Here is a 19,145-nt window from a genome sequence, read left to right as displayed (position 1 = left end):
TAACATAGTTTGCAAAAGCAGAAGCTGTGTATTTGTTACCCTATAAAATAGCTGAGCAACTTCTATCATGTTCAACTAATAGAGTGTGTAACTTGGGTATATGCGTTTTGATTAAATATAGGAACATATTCGCTAACATTATAGGTAGCTAATAGCTTTACATTTTGAGCAAACCCTCTAGCAATTAATTCTTTACCAGAAATACAGCTTTCTAAACTTGAAATTAGATTGTCTTTTATACTCTGAAAACTGCTAAAGTGGCTTTGACTTCAGCGGAAAATCTTCCTTGCAGGTAGTTAACAATTGCACCAGCACTCATCATATCTTCTACAGCTATTCGTAAACTTCCATCATTCCATCTTTTGCCAGCGGGAATAACAGAAATTCCCTTTCCATGTTTCTGAGCGAAGTTTGCTACAGCTTCACAGTTCCTCAAACAACCTGTTAAAACTTGTGCTTGCTGTTGCACAGCTAAAGTGAAAGTAGCACCATTCGGCGAGGGCAAAACAAGTCGAGTATTTGCAAAAACATTCACTAACGAGAAAGGTGATAGTGAGTAACCATTGGCGATCCGCTCATGACTAGCTAGTTGTGCATTTACAGATAATGCATAATCTAATGCTGAACGGTTTTTCCATTGAGATGGAAATATTATCGCACCATTATTATTTGCAATTTCAACACAGGTGGAGAAAGAGAGAACATCGACTACAATTACTACATCACTTGTTGGAGCAAGATTAATTATGCCTTGTTCTCCCCACTCGCAACGAATATCAAATTCTACTTGTTTAAAAAAAAATTATACTATTTTTTAATTTAGATTCTAATCGTATAAAAAGAAAAAATCTTAAAATCATAATTTTTCGCTATATATTTATTGAATTAGCAGAGTTTTGATGTAAAAATATATCAATATATTCCGCTTTTTTTAGAATTGAGGAAATAGCTAAAAATGAAATTAAGTATAGCAGTCCTAAATGATTCATGAAACTCTCTCTTTCTCTCTTTTCTCTGCGTTTTCTGTGTCTGGAGTGGTAGCCTACAGCAGGCCGCTCCGCGTCTACGTCTCCAAAAAAAAATCTTACAACTCAAATAGGATTGCTATAAATAGTAATATTTAGTTCACGTTAGCTTTGAAATTTGAAAGCAGAATTATCAGTTAGTTTAAAATATGCGCGATCGCTTCCATTGGAATTTTTCAAAATTTGATTACCGCCGCAATAGTAAGGTTGATTGGTTTTGGATATTAGCGTTATTGTTAGCTGGTGGGCTAGTTTACAGCATTAATCTAGGAGGATTACCTCTACGCGATTGGGATGAAGGTACGGTAGCCCAAGTTGCGCGTGAAATTTGGCGATCGCCTGTGAACACATGGCGGTGGTTACATCCTACCCTCGGAGGCGCACCTTATCTCAATAAGCCGCCGTTAGTCCATTTGTTAATAGCTGGGGCGTACTCGCTTGGTGGTGTTAATGAGTGGACATCGCGTTTACCAGGGGCGATGCTGAGTGCAATTTCTGTCCCTCTACTGTATTGCGTCGGGCGAGAAATTTTTCCTAGGCGATCGCCGGCGATTTTTTCGGCATTAGTTTATCTGACACTGCTACCGATGGTGCGTCATGGGCGACTCGCGATGTTAGATGGCGCGGTGGTATGTTTTTTGCTGTTAATGATGCTGTGCGTGTTGCGATCGCGTCGTAATTTACGCTATTGCTTGGGCATTGGAATTGGGTTTGGGTTAATTTGCCTCACAAAAGGAATTATTGGATTATTGTTACTTGCGATCGCCCTATTGTTTTTGTTTTGGGATACGCCGCGACTACTGACTAGCTTTTATCTTTGGCTTGGTATCTTAATAGGGGCTTTACCTGTCGTAGGGTGGTATGCGGCTCAATGGTTCGAGTACGGCAATACTTTTACCGATACAGGCATTATGGCGCAATCGTTGAGTCGAATTTGGGCAAGCGTGGAAAATCACGCGGGACCACCTTGGTATTATTTACTAGAAATATTAAAGTACAGCTTTCCTTGGTTAATTTTTTTACCGCAAGGTTTGCGTAAAGCATGGGAAAATCGCAACTGGAGTTGGGCAAAACTCATCCTTGTTTGGAGTAGCTTTTATCTTGTAGCAATTTCAGTAATGCAAACCAAACTTCCTTGGTATGTTTTACCGATTTATCCAGCCATTTCTTTAGCTGTGGGAGCGCAGTTAGCGGATTATTGGCATTCATCTAAAGCATCCTATCCGCGTCCAATCATTCTATGTTTGGGGATACTCGCACTTGTCGCAACGCTGGGAAGTTTCTACTTTAGCCCTTGGAGTCCTGCACAAGATGGTGCAATCCAAATGATTTTAGCCGCAGTCGCAGGTACAATGATTTTGGCAAATATTCTAGCTCGACGTGGCGATCGCCAGTTCTTAATCATTTTAATTTGGGGAATGTATGTCGCGCTTGTACTGTTTATGACCTCGCGCCACTGGGTTTGGGAACTCGCCGAAGCTTACCCAGTTAAACCCGTTGCAGCGATGATTCAAAATGCTACACTCCCAGGACAGATCGTTTACACTTCTTTTCCTTACAGTCGTCCTTCATTAAATTTTTATAGCGATCGCCAGGTTATTCCTGCTGCTACCAACGAACTTCAGTACCAATGGCAACAAAATCCCCAATCATACTTTCTCCTTGATACCCCAACACTCGAAACTCTCCAACTGCCATCTGTAAATCTATTGGGAAGCACCCAAGGCTGGACGCTAGTTACGAGGGGTGAGAGGTGAGTAGCTAGTAGCAACAGAACATCATGTATTATTTATTATTTCTCCTGTGCGTCCTCTGCACCGAAGCTTTCCTACGGAGAATCCTGCGGCGGCTCGTCAACGACAATTTCTTTCGATGGCTCCTGAGGAGATTCTTGTCCTGGTTTGAGTGTTTCTAGCGTGACAACACTGATGCCTAAAAGAATTGCACTACCAATCGCGGCGATCGCTGCTGTCTTTTTAATAAAGCTAAAGTCACGTAGAATTCTTGCCCAAGGACGACTTTGACGGCGCAGCAAGTGCGTCATTTCGACTTGTTTAGAGCTATGCGGATCGCGTACATAATGACCGCTCCAACTCACAACCAATCGTTCTTGACAGTACGGACACGTAAAAAGCCCGTTACACTTTTTAATTTGCTTGAGATTACCAGGACGCTGGCAAATTGGACAGGTGACAGAGTGGTGATCAAAGGTGTGAGTGTTCATAGCGCGTCAAACCAGTTCTTTTCTCGCTCTACAGCGGAGTACCATCAAATTTCCGAGGTAAATTTCCTATAACCCCAAATCTTAGTCTGCCCATTTTTGCGATAGATAGCCATACTCAAAGTACATATATTTATGAACCTTTAAGAAGGGCTGATAACGCGGGCATCTTGCCTGCGGTGGGCGAGGAAGTTCCTCTCTATCTCCAACTTGTCACAACACTAGCGAATTCACCAATTGTGTAACTCAGCTAAATGAGGTAGAAATAAACTTTCTTGCGTTACTACAATTATGAACCAAACCCTCGTCTACTCAAGCAATAACCTACTTGTCGGCAGGCGAGAAGATCCATCAAAATGAAAAGTAAGAAATAAAAATTAAAGTTTTTATCACATTTCCCCACACTATCTAATGACTGCCCTTTCTCCCCAATCCCCAGAGGAGGCACCAAGTCCCTCTGCTGAGTTAAGGAAGGTGATAGTACCTGCGCTGTCAACACCTTCTACGGGTTTAACTCATTTGCTGAACCGTTTTCAGCTATCTCCTGAAAGCGTTGTGCTCCTTTTAGCTGTGCTGATCGGCGGTAGCACTGGTTTAGGTGTCGTTGTTTTTCATATTTTGATCGAGCAGATCCACCATTTCTTGCTACAAGATTTGATGGGAGTGATTTCACGATGGGGAGCTTGGACGCTAGCGTGTGTCCCCCTTTTAGGTGGGTTAGTCATCGGCTTAATGCGCGGTGCTCAGCAAGATTTTGGTCCTGGACTTTCTTCTTTAATTGCAGCAACACAAGCAAATACTACACAAAACGTTACGCGTAAAGAAATACAACCTATTATTAAGATGCTCGCAGCAGCGGTATCGCTTGGAAGTGGAGCTTCTTTAGGACCAGAAGGACCAAGTGTCGAGATTGGTGCTAATTTTAGTTTGCGGCTGGGTCAAATGCTGCAAATGTCGCAAGAACGACGCCGCTTATTATTAGGGGCTGGTGCAGCGGCGGGTTTAGCCGCAGGTTTTAATGCTCCGATCGCGGGTGTTTTTTTTGCGTTGGAAGTTGTGTTGGGAACGACTTTTGCAACGTCTGCTGTCAGTATAGTGCTGCTAGCCGCAGTCGTCGCCGCGTTAATTGCCCAAATTGGCTTAGGAGGGCAACCTGCTTTTACACTACCAGTCTATGAAGTCCGCAGTCCGTTAGAGTTTCCGCTTTATGTTGGTTTGGGTTTAGGTGCGAGTTTAGTTTCAATCACTTACACGCAATCTTTACAGCTATTACGCGCCTGCTTTCAGGGAGAAATTCCAGGCTTCACTTGGTTAGCAAAAATTCCCTTAGCAATTCATCCTATTATTGGCGGTGCTTGTGTTGGTTTAGTCGCACTACAGTACCCGCAAGTTTTGGGAATTGGCTATGAGACTATCGAAGCGATGTTGCAAGATGTGGAGTTTTCTTTGCAATTACTTGTTGTGTTGTTGGTGGTTAAACTCGTCGTCACCGCAATCAGCTTGGGGAGTGGTTTAGTTGGCGGTGTCTTCGCTCCAGCAATGTTTCTTGGTGCTTCGTTAGGAGCAGCTTATGCTAAAATCTTGGCAATTTTTCCTGGCATAAGTCCCTACATGGCGGCGCCTCCTGCTTATGCGATGGTCGGTATGGCAGCGGTGCTTGCAGCAAGTGCGCGCGCGCCTTTGACCGCAATTTTACTATTATTTGAACTGACAAGAGATTACCGAATTGTATTGCCCTTAATGGCGGCGGTTGGTTTAAGTGTGTGGCTTGTTGAGCGCATGACACCTACAGTCACTTCTGACACGCATCTACAGCAATTAAACTTGAATGTCGAAACGGATCGCGAACAAGAAATTTTACAGCAAATTTCTGTTGCTGAGGCGATGCATCAGTCTCCACTGATATTATCGGCTACGCTTTCGATTTGGGAGGCGGGTGTGTCTATGACGCGCGATCGCCGCCGGAGTGCTTTAGTTATCGATGAAGCTAATCAATTAGTTGGTATCGTTACTTTAGACGACATTTCCCGCGCAATTTCCCTGGGGGAACAATCCGGAATAAGTGCTAGTAACTCAACTTTAATGCATTCCTCAAAGGCAGATGTAAGCAAACCTAATTTGCTCTCATCTCAACTTATTGATATTTGCACTACCGAGCTACTTTACACTTATCCCGATGAGCTTTTATCTGAAGCTTTAGCGCGGATGGCAGCACGTGGTTTACATCAGTTACCTGTGGTTGAACGAAACAACCACGAACAGATTATCGGCTTACTCGAACGCGACCAGATTGGATTAACTTGCAATCTTGAGTTGATGCGTCAAGCACTACGACAATTACCATCGCCGAAACATGATGAATTGACGCTCACTAGTTTGTAGTAGTCAGTCATCTTTAGTTGGGATTGAAATCGAGGGAGAATAATGGTCATTACCTTAATTCTCCTCGCACAATCATCATCACTACTGTTGCTTACGAGGCAACTTCGACTTCATCTAGTTCGCCGTCTTCGTCAAGCTGCTTCAACCGAATATGCTTGCGTCCTAACGTAATTTCAAATTCATCGCCTGGCTTCAAACCCATTTGTTTTGTATAAGCAGAACCTATTAATAAGTTGCCATTTGACTGCACGCTAATGCGATAGCTAGCACTACGTCCGCCGCGTCCATTGGCGTTTGCTGTACTATCTAACTCAATGCCCTCTGCATCAATTAAGGCATTAAGAAATTTCATCATGTTTACGCGCTCAATGCCATTTTTTGTAACGGTGTAATAACCGCAGGCTTTAGCCTTTTCTTCTTTGCTTAGGTTTTCTAGCTCCTTAACTTTTTGAAGGAGTTCTTCACCAGTTAGTGGCTCGATTTTTTTCTTTTTACTCATCAACTTAGGACTAAAACGAATGAATGAAGTAAATAACTAAGTCTGATCTTAGCTTACTAATGCTTTATAAGAGTAACACTTAGATTTGTATCAGCTTAACTAAAGTATCTTACACTGACTTTAATCAATATTTACTACTATCTAACTACCTTACGGTGAACTTAATCGGTTGTAAACACTCTTGGTATTCATGACAACTATCCCACGATTGTTGATACTTAATACAATGATGTTGTTAACAGTCCCGCAAGCTGACTAACTCGATTAAGTAAGCAGCAACCTTTGTCTAGAACACAGCAGGCAAATAGGTATAAGTGTAAGGTGCTTTAGCTACTCGCTAACTGAGTTGAAGGCGCTCCTAAAAGTCAGAAAAAGACAACAATCCAGTGAAAATCAGTATAATAAAATTCTAAGCTCTTGGTGTAAGGCTGAAGATTTGAGAAGTAGGGGGTGATATCTTCTGCTTTATGATGTTGATGTACATATAAGATAAGGGCTGACACTTAAACAGTGAAAGAAATCGTCATCCTGGCTTGTCATCAGGCAAAGGAAAATACGGAGATTGCCTGTTAGCATTTCCTACTTATCCTTTAAGAAGGTGAAAGACAGAAGGTAGAAGATAGCCACATACCCCAACGAATGAAGTAGGCAGATTTAATCGAGTTACAAAGCGATTTGTCTCCATGAATAAATTCGGGGACTGGAAATCGTTTGCCAGAGGATGGAAAACTTACTGTCTACAAGACTATCTTCCACAAAAACCTTATGCTATTGCCCGTAGGTCTTTCTTAATGAAAAAATATTTTTTTGTCGTTGAAAACAGTAGAAAATTTGAAGAAAGGTCTAACTTGAGTGCAGAATGAAGCTAACAACTCGCGGACACTACAGTGTAAAAGCATTGCTCGATTTGAGCTTACAGCCAAAGAATAAACCCGCATCTGTAAAAGCGATCGCGCAACGTCAAGATATCCCAGCACCTTACTTGGAAAAATTGCTCATTGAAATGCGCCGCGCAGGGTTAGTCGAATCCATGCGTGGCGTGCAAGGTGGATACAAATTAGCGCGATCGCCTGCACAAATATCTTTAGGGCAAATCCTAGAATCTGTTGGCGAAACAATTAAACCTTTACGGCATCATATGCCCACACCAACTCAAGCCGAAGACTGGGTGACGTTCACATTGTGGCAGCGATTACACCAGAAATTGAAAGAGGCACTTTATACGATCACGCTTGCAGACCTTTACTATGATGCTCGTAGTTGGCAAGCCGCGCAAGGCGAAGCAACAAGTTTTGTTGTTTAGTGATTGCTAATGGGTTATCGGTAATAGACCTGCTGCGTGAAGCGAATCGCGAATAAATTTGCTAGCTAAATAAATAAAGTTCACCTCCGTGAACTTGCCGGTACAAATATTTCTTGAGTGTACGAAGGTACAATTTGCTTGGATAGCCCCAACTTCCATCGGAGGGTATCTGCGATTCGTGCAGGAGGTTTAAATGGATGGGCATCGTTAAGCACTACACTTTTTATGTTTGTGAATAGTAAGCTGATCCACTAACCATTGACCACTGACGAATAAAAGCCTTTGTGTTACTATTTTCATCCATCTCCTTAACTATTCATACTCATTCACTGATTGTTTTAGTTTTTGCTGCGTTTTTAGATTACCTAATTGGCGATCCTTGGGGTTTTCCGCATCCAGTACGTGTGATGGGGGGGGTAATATCCCAGTTTAATAAAATTGTTTGGAAACACTTTGATAGTTCATCCACACAGCGGTTAGCTGGTATTGTTTTAGGTATCAGCTTAACGACTGGTAGTGGTTTAATAGGGTGGTTGCTCGTACAAGCAGCTAAATTCATTCATCCCAGTTTAGGAATTATTGTCGAAAGTATACTCTTAGCAAGTTGTTTTGCTGCAAGAAGCCTAAGACGCGCTGCACAAGAAGTTTTGCAGCCACTTAGCAAAGGGAAAATTCAACAAGCGCGTGCTAGCCTCAGTAAATATGTTGGTAGAGATACAAAAAATCTTTCTGAGACAGAAATTTTGCGTGCCGTTTTAGAAACTGTCACCGAAAATGCTACCGATGGCGTGATGGCACCTTTATTTTATGCGATCGCTGGTTCTTTTATTCCATTGATTGGAGGTGTTCCGGTTGCTTTAGCTTACAAAGCAGCAAGTACCTTAGATTCGATGGTGGGCTATCGCGAAGCACCTTATACTTACCTAGGTTGGTTTAGCGCGCGTTTGGAAGATGCCTTGACGTGGCTGCCGTGTCGCCTAACAGTTTTGACTTTGGCAATTATATCACGTAAACCGCGCTCTGTTTGGCGAATTTGCCGTCGAGATGCGGTAAAAGATCCTAGCCCTAATTCGGGTTGGAGTGAATGCGCATATGCGGCTGTACTTGGCGTACAAGTGGGAGGCACAAACTATTATCGAGGAGTGGCAAAACACAAGCCCTTCCTTGGAGACAATATTCATCCGATGACTTCAGGCAAAGTTTACCAAGCATTGCAATTGACGCGATATTGCTTTTTAATTTGGCTAGGAGTTGCGATCGCTTTGCTTTTGTTTAACTCTTAATTGCAATGATCGCGGTATTCACGAAGTTTTAAACTAAGCGTATAACTAAAAAAGGCTTAGGAATTCTCGCCCCTCTTCAATATGCCTGCTAAAGTTGTTGAAATTCTTTCTGCTGAAGAGATCCGCCGTACTATGACACGTCTTGCTTCCCAAGTCGTCGAAAGATCGCGGGATTTGTCGCAACTTGTTATTTTAGGTATTTATACTAGAGGGGCATTTTTAGCAGATCTACTGGCGCGCCAAATTGAGGTGCTTGAGGGCGTAACCGTTCCTGTGGGGGCGTTGGATATTACGTTTTATCGCGACGATTTGGATCAAATAGGCGTACGAACCCCAGCCAGGACAGAGATTCCCTTTGACTTAACAGGTAAAACTGTTTTACTTGTCGATGACGTGATTTATAAAGGGCGCACCGTACGCGCGGCTTTGAATGCTGTTAATGATTATGGTAGACCTGCGGCGATTTGGCTAGCGGTATTAGTTGATCGCGGTCATCGCGAGTTACCGATTCACCCTGATTTTACGGGTAAACAGCTACCTACTGCCAAAGAAGAACAAGTTAAAGTGTATTTACAAGATTTTGACGGACGCGATGCGGTGGAGTTAATCGGGAACTGAAGTTAGCAATAAGCGTGTACAGGATTTACTTTCTCCAGCCATATCACCTCCATAACATAAAAGTATTCATCCTTAGGACAGATGCAGCCTACAGCGATCTCCAGTGATATTCATGTATTAATATTTTTTATATTTTCTTAATAATTAAGGGCAATCGCGATGAATACTGTAAAAAATACGAGTGCAACTTCTCGAAGCGTGTAGCATTACCAGTTAATGCAAAGAAAGCTCCTCTGGGCGTAGTCGCAATCACAGGAATGCAATAGCTCTTCCCAATACCTGGATACAGGCTTGTATAAAATACTAATGAATTTTTTCTATCCTAGACTAGGCTATAACCTATCCTTACTTGCGCTCGCACTCGTTGTCCTCATCAAACTTACTTTAGAACCAACAACTCTACTCGATTTTGGGCTGGTGTTGTTTTTGACGGTGTTGACAATCAATTCTTGGCACAACAATATGGCGATCGGGCTAGTGGCGATCGCTTCCGCAGCGATACTATTCTGGCTGCTCAATTATTTTTTGGCTACAAGTCTAAACTTTTGGCAACTAGCGTCCCTCGGAGTCATCGCATTACCGCTGAGTATCGTTAATTTAGTTGTTAATTATGTAGAACACGCATCAGCAAAAGTATCTGAGGCAACAGTAACAGGGGTACACGATATCAACAAGGCGCTAGAAACGGCGGTTGAATGCATCGCTAGAATTGATTTTCAAGGTCACTACGTAAGCGTGAACGCAGCCTATGCGCACTTATTAGGCTACGAACCACAAGACTTAATTGGTAAAGCGTGGGAAATAACTGTTCATCCGCAAGACATTGCCAAACTCACGGCTACGTATCAACAAATGTTGACAACAGGGAAAGCAGAAGCCGAAGCACGCGGTATTCGCCAAGATGGATCGCATTTTTATAAACAAGTCACATTAATTAAAACGAGCGATCACCAAAATAGTTTTAGCGGACACTACTGCTTTGTTAAAGATATTACCCAACGCAAGCAAAGCGAAGAACGACTAAGACTCTTAGAATCTGTGGTAGTGAATGCGAATGATGCGATCGTTATTACCGAAGCCGAACCGATTCAAGCCCCAGGTCCGCGTATTCTTTACGTCAACGAAGCTTTTACGCGCATGACGGGTTATACTCTGCAAGAAGTTGTAGGGAAAACGCCACGGTTACTCCAAGGACCAAAAACTGACAAAGAAACGTTAACGCGGATTCGGACAACCTTACAGCAATGGCAATCAGATGTTTTTGAGCTAGTCAACTACCGTAAAGATGGTTCAGAATTTTGGGTAGAACTGAGTATCGTACCTGTTCCCGATGAAGCCGGATGGTATACGCATTGGATTTCTGTACAGCGCGATATCACCCAGCGCAAAGAAGTAGAAGCGATGTTAGCTAGACTGCTGCTACGCGAACAACAAGCGCGAATTGCAACTGAAGAAGCAAGTCGTATGAAAGATGAGTTTCTCGCGGTTGTATCGCACGAGTTACGAACACCACTCAATGCTATGCTTGGTTGGTCGCGGTTACTGCAAAGTCGCTCGCTCAACGAACAAACGACCGCACGCGCCTTAGAAACAATTGAGCGAAATGCGCAAGCACAAGCGCAACTGATCGAAGATCTTCTTGATATTTCGCGTATGATGCGGGGTAAGCTCAGCTTACAATGTTGCGCTGTTAATCTCAAAAATATCATCGAAGCCGCGATTGATACAATTCGACTTGCAGCAGCGGCAAAAGATATTCAAATTCAAACTACATATGCAACCACTCGGTTGATTTCTGGAGATAGCGATCGCCTGCAACAAGTCGTTTGGAATTTACTTTCAAATGCGATTAAATTTACTCCTCACGGTGGACGCGTAGAAGTATCGTTAGTAGAACAAGATACGTATATCGAGCTAAGTATTCGTGATAACGGGCAAGGTATCGATCCAGATTTTCTCCCGCATATCTTTGAACAATTTCGACAAGCGGATAGCAGCAGTAGTCGCAAGCAAGGCGGGCTAGGCTTGGGATTAGCGATCGTGCGTAATTTGGTAGAACTGCACGGTGGCACAATTATTGCCACAAGTCAAGGAATCGGTACAGGTGCAACTTTTACTGTGCGATTGCCTTTTTACCGCGAGAGTGAAAATGATACACGTGACATCACGCCCGATACTGAATTTCCAACAAAATCAGGAATTGCTGGTTTACGAATACTCATTGTTGATGATGAAGCCGATGCGCGCGAACTTCTCACAATTATGCTAGAGCAGGCAGGCGCAAATGTTACCGCTGTTGGCTCTGTCAGTGATGCTTTAAATATCATTGAACAATTACAACCGGATATTCTATTAAGTGATATTGGGATGCCTGGTGAAGATGGCTACTGTTTAATTCAAAAAACCAAACACCTAAAAACGAAATCTGGCAAACAAATTCCCGCAGCAGCAATTACGGCTTATGCTCGCGTAGAGGATCAAGTGAGGGCACTACAGGCAGGTTTTCAAACACACTTACCCAAACCTATCGATCCAGCACAATTGATTGCAGTCGTGACAACGCTTGCGGGAAGAGATTCTTGTTAGTTTTTTCACCAGTATATGGAACGCAGTACCCCTACCGCTATTTTACGCGCTGCAATACTTGTGAACGCTTGAACTCCTGTAGATTTGCTGTGCCAGTACAAAACAGAACCGTCGTGATTTCAGCGATTAAGACTTCGACTAATTCGTAAAGCGCAGCTTCTGATTCGGCGGCGGCTTGTAAGAAGGGTAATGCTAAACCGGCAATATCGGCACCTAACGCGATCGCTTTGGCAACGTCTAAGCCATGACGCAAACCACCAGAGGCGATTAAGGGAATTTCGGGTGCTACCTCTCGAATAGTTGTGATACATTCTGCTGTTGGTAAACCCCAATCGGCAAATGTCATTCCTAAGCGACGCTGTAAGCTATTTTCTGCGCGTTCGCTTTCCACTTTCGCCCAAGAAGTACCGCCCGCACCTGCAACATCGATCGCACTCATTCCCGCATCGATCAATCTTGTCGCCATCGTCGCAGAAATGCCATTCCCGACTTCTTTGGCAATGACTGGCACAGAGATTTTGCCACATAATTTCTCTATTTTGTCAAGCAAACCGCAAAAATTTGTATCACCTCTAGCTTGAATGCATTCTTGTAAAGGGTTGAGATGTAAAATCAAAGCGTCAGCTTGCAGTAAGTCAACAACGCGCCGACACTCATCTAATCCATATTTATAATTGAGTTGCACTGCACCCAAATTAGCAAACAGTAAAATATCTGGCGCATGCGATCGCACCGCGAAAGTTGCAGCAACTTGTGGTTTTTCAAGCGCTACCCGCTGCGAACCAACTCCCATTGCCATATTGTAATGCTGCGCGACTTCGGCAAGCCGACGGTTAATCGTTCCTGCAAATTCTGTACCGCCTGTCATCGACGAAATCAATAGTGGATAGGATAACGATTTGCCTAAAAACTGAGTACGCAAGTTAATTTCATCGCGGTTAATCTCAGGTAAACAGCAATGTATAAAGCGATAGCGTTCTAAGCCATTCGTCGTTTGCGCAAATTGTACATCTTCATCGAGACAAATACGTAAGTGTTCTGCTTTACGCGTCTGTGTTTGTCCTGACAAGCTTAAAGGAAGGTTCACAGGTTAATTTCAATATAAAGAGGTTTTTCTTATGACTGTACAACTAGCTATAGTGCCATTAGCAAGTTATTATTCAAACTTTACCCAATACAAAAAAAGGATGAGCAAGTGCAAGCTTACACTCAGTCATCCTTCAATTTAGAAGCAGTTGTCAATTTCTACCAGAGTGTGCGATCGCCGCTAAAAACTAAGCAACCTTGGAGACACTGTTATTTACATGAACATATTCGTTGAGCTTCGCCATCACTTTCTCGACGCTTTCAGCTAACGTTTCTTGATTTGTACGGCATTCTACTTCGGGATTGATCGGCGGTTCGTAAGGATCGTCAATTCCTGTAAAACTCTTGATCTCTCCAGCGCGTGCTTTTTTGTACAATCCCTTGACATCACGTTCTTCGCACACAGCTAACGGTGCGTTGACAAAGATTTCCATAAAGTTGCCAATCTTACCGCGAACTTCGTCACGAATTGCACGATAAGGAGAAATAGCAGAAACGATAACAATTACTCCATTGCGCGTCAGCAATTGAGCCACAAAACCAATCCGACGAATATTTTCATCGCGATCAGCTTTGCTAAAACCTAAACCTTTCGTTAGGTTCTCTCGAACAACATCACCATCAAGAACTTCAACTTTGTAACCTTGTTCGCGCAGTTTTTCTTCTACCGCTTTACTAATTGTTGTTTTCCCTGCACCACTCAACCCAGTAAACCACAAAGTCATTCCTTGGTGTTTCATCATTCTGCTACCTTTACCTTTACTGAAACTTAAGTCTTCCAAACAATCAAGAATATCGAGGTAGAAACCTACTAAACGCGTTCTAGTAGACGCCATCAACTTCTGAGACTGTTACAGTCAGCGTTCTTGCAGTAACACAACTAACGTGAAACTAAGTTTTATTGCATTACTACCTCTCGACGTCGAGTGATTCGCATTGGCTGAATTGTAAACAAAATCTATCAAATTATAAACACAAATTAAAATTTTATTAACTGATAATAAACAGCAGTTTTCATAAAAAAATAATATATTACTTGCTGGATTAATGAAAGCTATTAGCCTGTCAAGGCTTAAGCAAACAACTTAGCAGAATCTTTACAATTAGCTAGCTATTATGAAGTTTACGTGTAGCGCGATCGCAATATCATACTTTTATTATTCACATGACATCGTCACAAGAGTATACGCTTTAAAACATTCATTATTTTAGTTACACAGATAACAGAAACTATACAACCTGAAGTTGTTTCTGTACAATTCAGAGTTTTACTTCACCTGTTCGTACATCTGTCGATGTTTTTTCATTAGCTGCAAATATTTTTCATTCGTTTTTGCTAAAGTCCATTTTTCTTTGAAAATTGCGGCAGACTCAGCTTTAATAGGATCAATGTCTAAAGGTAAAACTTCCTTTCGCGCTTGCTTCTCAGCTTCTTGGGAACCCTCCTCTTGCGGGTTGGCTTTATATTTTCTTCCACTTTTATGATTGGCATAACGACGCGATCGCGTGTAACCCATCTGCAAAAACTTACGCGCCATATCCGCGCCAACAAAATCATCTTGTTCAAGATAGTTGAGAAATAACTCATAAATCTTTTCACTCGACTCGTTGGCAATTTCAGGAGTTTTAAAGCGCCAGTATGGTAAAATCTCTGACTTATAAGGCTCTACCAACAGTACTCCTTGCTCGCCCTTGCCTACACGATACAATTCAGGTGAAGAACGAAAATCAATATTTTTAAAATCTAAGGAATAATCAAATTCCATACTTTTTTGAACCTAAATGAACAAGCTATTACAAATTTTTTTCTAACTTGGTGCCACAAATTTTACAATAATGAGCATCGGTATCGTGCAGTGATAATTGACAAGTAGGACAAACTTTTTGTACTTGGCGACTCGTTTTGATAAATTGTCTAATCAGATCGCCAACTTGCCAAGGAATTAACGCCACACCAGTTAAAATCATTAATACCGTTAAAAGTCGCCCAGGTTGAGAAATGGGAGTTACATCACCAAAGCCAACCGTTGTCATCGTAACAACAGAAAAATAGAAGGCATCTAAAAAGGTGTTAAAAGTATCTGAATTAACTGGATGCTCGACTTGATAAATCAGCCCAGAATAAATAAAAATAATAGCAAATAACGTAAATAATATTCTAGCAAAAATAATGCTATCTTCACCACTAATTCGCTCGAATAAAACTATTTTTCGAAGAAATCTTACTAACCTAAGAATCCGAAACCAGCGAAGAATCCGAATGAAGCTAATATCTACTAAACCCAGAAAAAAAGGTAGAATTGTTAAAAGGTCAATCAGTGAATATAAACTAAAAAAATATTTTGTTTTAGACTCAGCACACCACAACCGCAGTGTATATTCTAAAGCAAAAATTCCAATAATAACACTGTCTAAATTGTCCAATGCTAATCTTAATTCTGTAGGGATTGAGTAAGTTTCTACAACAAAAATAGCAGAAGATAGTAAGACCAAACCTGTAATTGCTAAATTAAGAAATCTCCCCAGTGGAGTCTCAATATCTTCTAAATAAAATCCAATAACTTTTTTAGCTAGCAATATCATAATCAAGTTGCTAGTTTTTTAAATTGTAGTTGTGAAATTTTTATCAGAATTGTCAATGGTTAAGGGATAATAACAGTTAACTATTAACAGCTTTGACAAGATATTCGCAAATTAAATAGAGAGGTTACAGTATTAAATACTACTATAGATTCTAGTAATTGTATTATATTATTTCAGTAATTTCATTAATTCACCTAGTACTAAAATGACTCCAGAAGAGTATATGAGAATTGCCCTAGAAGAAGCAAAACAAGGAGATGCGCCCTATGGTGCAGTCATAGTTAAAGATAACAAAGTAGTAGCGGCAGCACATAATACAGTTAAACGCGATCGCGATCCATCAGCCCATGCAGAAATGAACGTTATTCGCAAACTGACATCACAAATCAAAAATCTATCTTTAGCAGGATGCACAATATACACAACTGGCGAACCTTGTCCAATGTGTGCTACAGTTTGTGTCTGGGCCGGTATAGATGAAATCGTTTATGCAGTGTCTATTAAAGATTTAATGAGGATAAACCAAGCACAAATTGATATCTCTTGTGAGGAAATTATTGCTAAGAGTTTTAGAGATATTAAGGTGACTAAAGGATTATTGAAAGAAGAGTGTTTAGAGTTATTTCAGTAGTATCATGACTCAGTATGTGGATATCATTGTATATTACACCTGTTGAGATTGAGTAATGAGATATTTAGCACTTCTTCTGTTAGCATTTAGCAATTTACCCATTAATTAATCACTAATTGCTAACAGCTAAGCGCTACTTATTACCAATTACCAGTTACCAAGAACCAACTTTGTCGTTACATTAATTTTTACCCAGTTACTTGTCAGAAAGATGTCTTGACTAATGACCTAATTTATAAAAAGCTAGCTTTTGATATTAGGATCTAGATGGTGTAGAAATGAATTAGCAAAAATAGCAGCTTGCGTGCGATCGCGCAAAGATAATCGATGCAAAATACTCGTGACGTGGTTTTTGACAGTTCCCTCCGAGATATGCAGCGTCTGGGCAATTTCACGGTTGCTTTCACCTGCGGCAATTAATCGTAACACCTCGCGTTCTCTGGGCGTGAGTTCGCCCCAACCTGTAGGCGTTATTGCTAAGGGTTCTGGGACTTTTGCAATAATTTTCTCGACTAAACCAGGTCCAAGTTGAGTATAACCTTTATAAACTGCCCGAATTGCTGCGGCTAACTCTTCTGAAGGTGTATCTTTGAGTAGATAGCCCATCGCGCCATTGCGAAGTGCAGCGGCAACATATTCATGATTATCAAAAGTCGTTAAGACAAGTACCTTTATTTCAGGAAAATGCTGCGTAATTTCACGGGTTGCAGCGACACCATCCATAACAGGCATTCGTACATCCATTAATACTACATCAGGTTGCAACGTTTGCAGTAACTGCATTGCAGCTTGCCCATTTTCTGCTTCGCCCACAACCTGTAAATCTGGCTCTAATTCTAGTAAAGCTTTTAAACCTTGACGAATCAAATGTTGATCGTCAACAAGTACGAGGCGAATCATGCAAATAACCTCGGCAAGGGAATTGTAGCAGTAATACAACAACCAGCGCCAGGCGTGCTACTCATTTGAAATTCTCCTTTTAAAGCGAGGATGCGATCGCGCATACTTTGCAGTCCAAATCCTGTTGTGTTTTGGTTCAACGCAAATCCTCTACCATTGTCTTGAATTTTCAAATGTAAAGATTTTACGGTTGTTTGGATATCAATCTTGACTTCATTTGCTGCTGCGTGTTTCCAAATATTCGTGAGTGACTCTTGGACAACACGGTACACGGCGGTTTGAACTTCAGCCGGAATCGGATGTTGCAGCGATATATAATAAGTTGGAGAAAATCCTGTAGAATGGTGAAATTCAGTAACCAAAGCAGTGATCGCCTGCTCTAAAGATTGACCGTGCAGTGGATCAGACCGCATCGCGGATACAGATTGTCGCACCTCGCGTAACGCTTGCGATCCAAGATTTTTGGCTTGTGCCAAGAAAGTTTGTGCTTTTGCAGGGTTAGATTGCCACAATTTAAGCGCGGTTTCTAGCTGCAAGTTCAAAGCTGTTAAAGAGTGTCCTAGCGAGTCATGGATATCACGCGCAATTCGGTTACGTTCTTGTAGTGTTGCTTGATCTTCAATCCGTAGCGCATATTGTCGCAGTTGTTCATTGGCGATCGCCAATTTTTCTCTGATTTTTCTTTCTGCAAGCACAGCATTCATCAACAACAATACAAATACTAAACTTAAACCAAACGAAAGTGCAAAACTCAACAACGTAAATCGCAAACGCTCTTGCAACACTGGCACATCAGGAACGTGTTGAAATCGATGAATTAATGTGAGGATAAATAAAACAAACGATAAACTAGTTACAATAATCCGTCCTGGTAATTGAAAGATTAGACAACTACGGATAACAAGAATAATATAAAGAAATGGAAATAGCCTAATTCCTCTGCCACTCACAATTCCAGCAAACAGGATAAATAAAATTTCTAACGCAGTATAAAGTATTTTATGTATTGGCTTCCCTGTCGGCATTCGCAAGCCCAGTAGCCCAAAACAAACTAAACTAATAAGTGTTAAAGATGGTAAAGTATGAAAGCGACGAAAGTGAATTGATAAAGCTTCTGTAATCGCAACCGTGAATAAAAGTAGCCATTCTAACAACAGTAAAAATGGCAAAGGGTGTGTACTAATTTGAATTGGACGACTCATAATTATTGTAGATGTCCGAATACTTTAGAGATAGAACAAAATCAAAGCAGCTATTAGAAATGCGTGGAAAAACTTCTTGACTTAATACCAATCACCTCAGTTTACATTTATTGTTCTTTTACCTAGTAGTGAATACATGACTTTAGTCATGGTTAAATTCGTGACTTTTTCCTCATGCTACTCAGGAAGACAAGTTTATAGGATGGTGACATCACACATGAAGAAGTTAACGATGATGTCGCAATCAAAAAAAGTCAAATTTATGTCGCTGTTGGCTGGTGTAGTAGCACTTTCTACCGTCTTTGCACCTTTAGCCAACGCACAACCTGCTGCACCTCAAGTAGGACAACGTGCTGGTGCAGGTAGAATGGGTAAAATGGCAGGTATTGAACTTTCTGCGGAACAACAAGCTCAAATGGAACAAATCCGCAACGAAACACGCACTCAAATCGAAGCCGTTCTTACCCCCGAACAACGCCAACAATGGCAAGCGGCAACTCAAAACGGGCAGCGCCGACGCGGTGCAACGGCTAGCTTAAATCTATCCGAAGCGCAAAGAACTCAAATCCGCCAGATTATGCAATCCTCAAAAGAGCGAGTCACAGCGGTTCTTACCCCCGAACAACGCCAGCAAATTGAGCAAAGAATGCAGCAGTGGCGACAACAGCGTCAGCAACGCAATCAAACAAACAATTAGCGACTAGCAATCAGCTTTTAGCCAAACCTTAAGATAAATCAGAGACCAAGAACTGTTGCTGCCCAGCATTTCTGATTTAACCTTGTAGATCAATTGAAGGACAAAAGACCGTAAATTGCCTCTAAATGG

At 41.6% G+C, this 19,145-nt stretch carries 17 protein-coding genes; 8 read left to right on the top strand and 9 right to left on the bottom strand.

Going from position 1 to position 19,145, the window contains the following annotated elements:
* Nucleotides 1-235: 235 nt before the first annotated feature.
* On the bottom strand, nucleotides 236-676 hold the full coding sequence (locus tag NIES1031_RS20055) for a 2-phosphosulfolactate phosphatase (RefSeq protein WP_236738925.1): 441 nt from the start codon (nucleotides 674-676) through the stop codon (nucleotides 236-238).
* Between the two features lie 498 nt (nucleotides 677-1,174).
* Between NIES1031_RS20055 and NIES1031_RS20050 the strand changes: the two genes are divergently transcribed.
* Nucleotides 1,175-2,782 (top strand): ArnT family glycosyltransferase, encoded by a 1,608-nt coding sequence (locus tag NIES1031_RS20050; RefSeq protein WP_073551238.1) that lies wholly within the window; start codon nucleotides 1,175-1,177, stop codon nucleotides 2,780-2,782.
* A 71-nt stretch (nucleotides 2,783-2,853) separates the two neighbouring features.
* Here the strand turns inward: NIES1031_RS20050 and NIES1031_RS20045 are convergent, their stop codons facing one another.
* Nucleotides 2,854-3,249 (bottom strand): hypothetical protein, encoded by a 396-nt coding sequence (locus NIES1031_RS20045; protein WP_073551237.1) that lies wholly within the window; start codon nucleotides 3,247-3,249, stop codon nucleotides 2,854-2,856.
* 408 nt (nucleotides 3,250-3,657) lie between these two features.
* On the opposite strand from NIES1031_RS20045, the gene NIES1031_RS20040 reads away from it, so the two are divergent.
* Nucleotides 3,658-5,628, top strand: a complete 1,971-nt coding sequence (locus NIES1031_RS20040; protein ID WP_178378199.1) for a chloride channel protein — start codon at nucleotides 3,658-3,660, stop codon at nucleotides 5,626-5,628.
* A gap of 91 nt (nucleotides 5,629-5,719) precedes the next feature.
* Here the strand turns inward: NIES1031_RS20040 and NIES1031_RS20035 are convergent, their stop codons facing one another.
* The gene (locus NIES1031_RS20035) at nucleotides 5,720-6,127 is read right to left on the bottom strand and encodes an AbrB family transcriptional regulator (RefSeq protein WP_015186685.1); all 408 of its coding nucleotides are present in this window, start codon (nucleotides 6,125-6,127) and stop codon (nucleotides 5,720-5,722) included.
* Between the two features lie 859 nt (nucleotides 6,128-6,986).
* Here NIES1031_RS20035 and NIES1031_RS20025 point away from each other — a divergent pair.
* From NIES1031_RS20025 to NIES1031_RS20010, 4 genes are all read left to right on the top strand, one after another.
* Entirely contained in the window at nucleotides 6,987-7,430 is a 444-nt protein-coding gene (locus NIES1031_RS20025; protein ID WP_073551234.1) for an RrF2 family transcriptional regulator, read from the top strand.
* Between the two features lie 284 nt (nucleotides 7,431-7,714).
* Complete coding sequence (cbiB, locus tag NIES1031_RS20020) at nucleotides 7,715-8,713, top strand: adenosylcobinamide-phosphate synthase CbiB (RefSeq protein ID WP_178378198.1); 999 nt, start codon at nucleotides 7,715-7,717, stop codon at nucleotides 8,711-8,713.
* A gap of 81 nt (nucleotides 8,714-8,794) precedes the next feature.
* The gene (gene pyrR, locus NIES1031_RS20015; protein ID WP_073551233.1) at nucleotides 8,795-9,331 is read left to right on the top strand and encodes a bifunctional pyr operon transcriptional regulator/uracil phosphoribosyltransferase PyrR; all 537 of its coding nucleotides are present in this window, start codon (nucleotides 8,795-8,797) and stop codon (nucleotides 9,329-9,331) included.
* 306 nt (nucleotides 9,332-9,637) lie between these two features.
* The gene (locus tag NIES1031_RS20010) at nucleotides 9,638-11,917 is read left to right on the top strand and encodes a hybrid sensor histidine kinase/response regulator (protein ID WP_073551232.1); all 2,280 of its coding nucleotides are present in this window, start codon (nucleotides 9,638-9,640) and stop codon (nucleotides 11,915-11,917) included.
* A 37-nt stretch (nucleotides 11,918-11,954) separates the two neighbouring features.
* Here the strand turns inward: NIES1031_RS20010 and fni are convergent, their stop codons facing one another.
* From fni to NIES1031_RS19990, 4 genes are all read right to left on the bottom strand, one after another.
* Nucleotides 11,955-13,004, bottom strand: coding sequence for a type 2 isopentenyl-diphosphate Delta-isomerase (gene fni, locus NIES1031_RS20005; protein WP_073551231.1), 1,050 nt, complete (start codon nucleotides 13,002-13,004; stop codon nucleotides 11,955-11,957).
* Nucleotides 13,005-13,191: 187 nt separating this feature from the next.
* Nucleotides 13,192-13,743 (bottom strand): adenylyl-sulfate kinase, encoded by a 552-nt coding sequence (gene cysC, locus NIES1031_RS20000; protein ID WP_073551279.1) that lies wholly within the window; start codon nucleotides 13,741-13,743, stop codon nucleotides 13,192-13,194.
* Nucleotides 13,744-14,271: 528 nt separating this feature from the next.
* Nucleotides 14,272-14,769 carry a DUF4385 domain-containing protein gene (locus NIES1031_RS19995; protein ID WP_073551230.1) on the bottom strand — a complete coding sequence of 166 codons (498 nt, stop codon included), beginning with the start codon at nucleotides 14,767-14,769 and terminating at the stop codon, nucleotides 14,272-14,274.
* A gap of 28 nt (nucleotides 14,770-14,797) precedes the next feature.
* Nucleotides 14,798-15,586: an ion transporter gene (locus NIES1031_RS19990; protein WP_073551229.1), complete on the bottom strand. Its 789-nt coding sequence runs from the start codon at nucleotides 15,584-15,586 to the stop codon at nucleotides 14,798-14,800.
* A 205-nt stretch (nucleotides 15,587-15,791) separates the two neighbouring features.
* Here NIES1031_RS19990 and NIES1031_RS19985 point away from each other — a divergent pair, with 205 nt between their 5' ends.
* Nucleotides 15,792-16,217 carry a nucleoside deaminase gene (locus NIES1031_RS19985; protein WP_073551228.1) on the top strand — a complete coding sequence of 142 codons (426 nt, stop codon included), beginning with the start codon at nucleotides 15,792-15,794 and terminating at the stop codon, nucleotides 16,215-16,217.
* Between the two features lie 243 nt (nucleotides 16,218-16,460).
* Here NIES1031_RS19985 and NIES1031_RS19980 read toward each other — a convergent pair whose 3' ends face one another.
* Both NIES1031_RS19980 and NIES1031_RS19975 read right to left on the bottom strand, forming a co-directional pair.
* Nucleotides 16,461-17,117 carry a response regulator gene (locus NIES1031_RS19980; protein WP_073551227.1) on the bottom strand — a complete coding sequence of 219 codons (657 nt, stop codon included), beginning with the start codon at nucleotides 17,115-17,117 and terminating at the stop codon, nucleotides 16,461-16,463.
* Nucleotides 17,114-18,319, bottom strand: a complete 1,206-nt coding sequence (locus tag NIES1031_RS19975; protein WP_073551226.1) for a sensor histidine kinase — start codon at nucleotides 18,317-18,319, stop codon at nucleotides 17,114-17,116. The genes NIES1031_RS19980 and NIES1031_RS19975 overlap by 4 nt, the downstream gene beginning before the upstream one ends.
* 202 nt (nucleotides 18,320-18,521) lie before the next feature.
* On the opposite strand from NIES1031_RS19975, the gene NIES1031_RS19970 reads away from it, so the two are divergent.
* Nucleotides 18,522-19,016, top strand: coding sequence for a Spy/CpxP family protein refolding chaperone (locus NIES1031_RS19970; RefSeq protein WP_143167833.1), 495 nt, complete (start codon nucleotides 18,522-18,524; stop codon nucleotides 19,014-19,016).
* Nucleotides 19,017-19,145 lie beyond the last annotated feature (129 nt).

It is taken from the genome of Chroogloeocystis siderophila 5.2 s.c.1, assembly GCF_001904655.1.
Lineage (GTDB): Bacteria > Cyanobacteriota > Cyanobacteriia > Cyanobacteriales > Chroococcidiopsidaceae > Chroogloeocystis > Chroogloeocystis siderophila.
The sequence above is the reverse complement of the archived record's forward strand: the minus strand, read 5'-3'. Positions and strand labels throughout refer to the sequence as shown.

Coding starts and splice junctions, on each gene's coding strand:
- NIES1031_RS20050 (WP_073551238.1), top strand. CDS start 1,175: ATGCGCGATCGCTTCCATTGGAATTTTTCAAAATTTGATTACCGCCGC.
- NIES1031_RS20045 (WP_073551237.1), bottom strand. CDS start 3,249: ATGAACACTCACACCTTTGATCACCACTCTGTCACCTGTCCAATTTGC.
- NIES1031_RS20040 (WP_178378199.1), top strand. CDS start 3,658: ATGACTGCCCTTTCTCCCCAATCCCCAGAGGAGGCACCAAGTCCCTCT.
- NIES1031_RS20035 (WP_015186685.1), bottom strand. CDS start 6,127: ATGAGTAAAAAGAAAAAAATCGAGCCACTAACTGGTGAAGAACTCCTT.
- NIES1031_RS20025 (WP_073551234.1), top strand. CDS start 6,987: ATGAAGCTAACAACTCGCGGACACTACAGTGTAAAAGCATTGCTCGAT.
- pyrR (WP_073551233.1), top strand. CDS start 8,795: ATGCCTGCTAAAGTTGTTGAAATTCTTTCTGCTGAAGAGATCCGCCGT.
- NIES1031_RS20010 (WP_073551232.1), top strand. CDS start 9,638: ATGAATTTTTTCTATCCTAGACTAGGCTATAACCTATCCTTACTTGCG.
- cysC (WP_073551279.1), bottom strand. CDS start 13,743: ATGAAACACCAAGGAATGACTTTGTGGTTTACTGGGTTGAGTGGTGCA.
- NIES1031_RS19995 (WP_073551230.1), bottom strand. CDS start 14,769: ATGGAATTTGATTATTCCTTAGATTTTAAAAATATTGATTTTCGTTCT.
- NIES1031_RS19990 (WP_073551229.1), bottom strand. CDS start 15,586: ATGATATTGCTAGCTAAAAAAGTTATTGGATTTTATTTAGAAGATATT.
- NIES1031_RS19985 (WP_073551228.1), top strand. CDS start 15,792: ATGACTCCAGAAGAGTATATGAGAATTGCCCTAGAAGAAGCAAAACAA.
- NIES1031_RS19980 (WP_073551227.1), bottom strand. CDS start 17,117: ATGATTCGCCTCGTACTTGTTGACGATCAACATTTGATTCGTCAAGGT.
- NIES1031_RS19975 (WP_073551226.1), bottom strand. CDS start 18,319: ATGAGTCGTCCAATTCAAATTAGTACACACCCTTTGCCATTTTTACTG.
- NIES1031_RS19970 (WP_143167833.1), top strand. CDS start 18,522: ATGGTGACATCACACATGAAGAAGTTAACGATGATGTCGCAATCAAAA.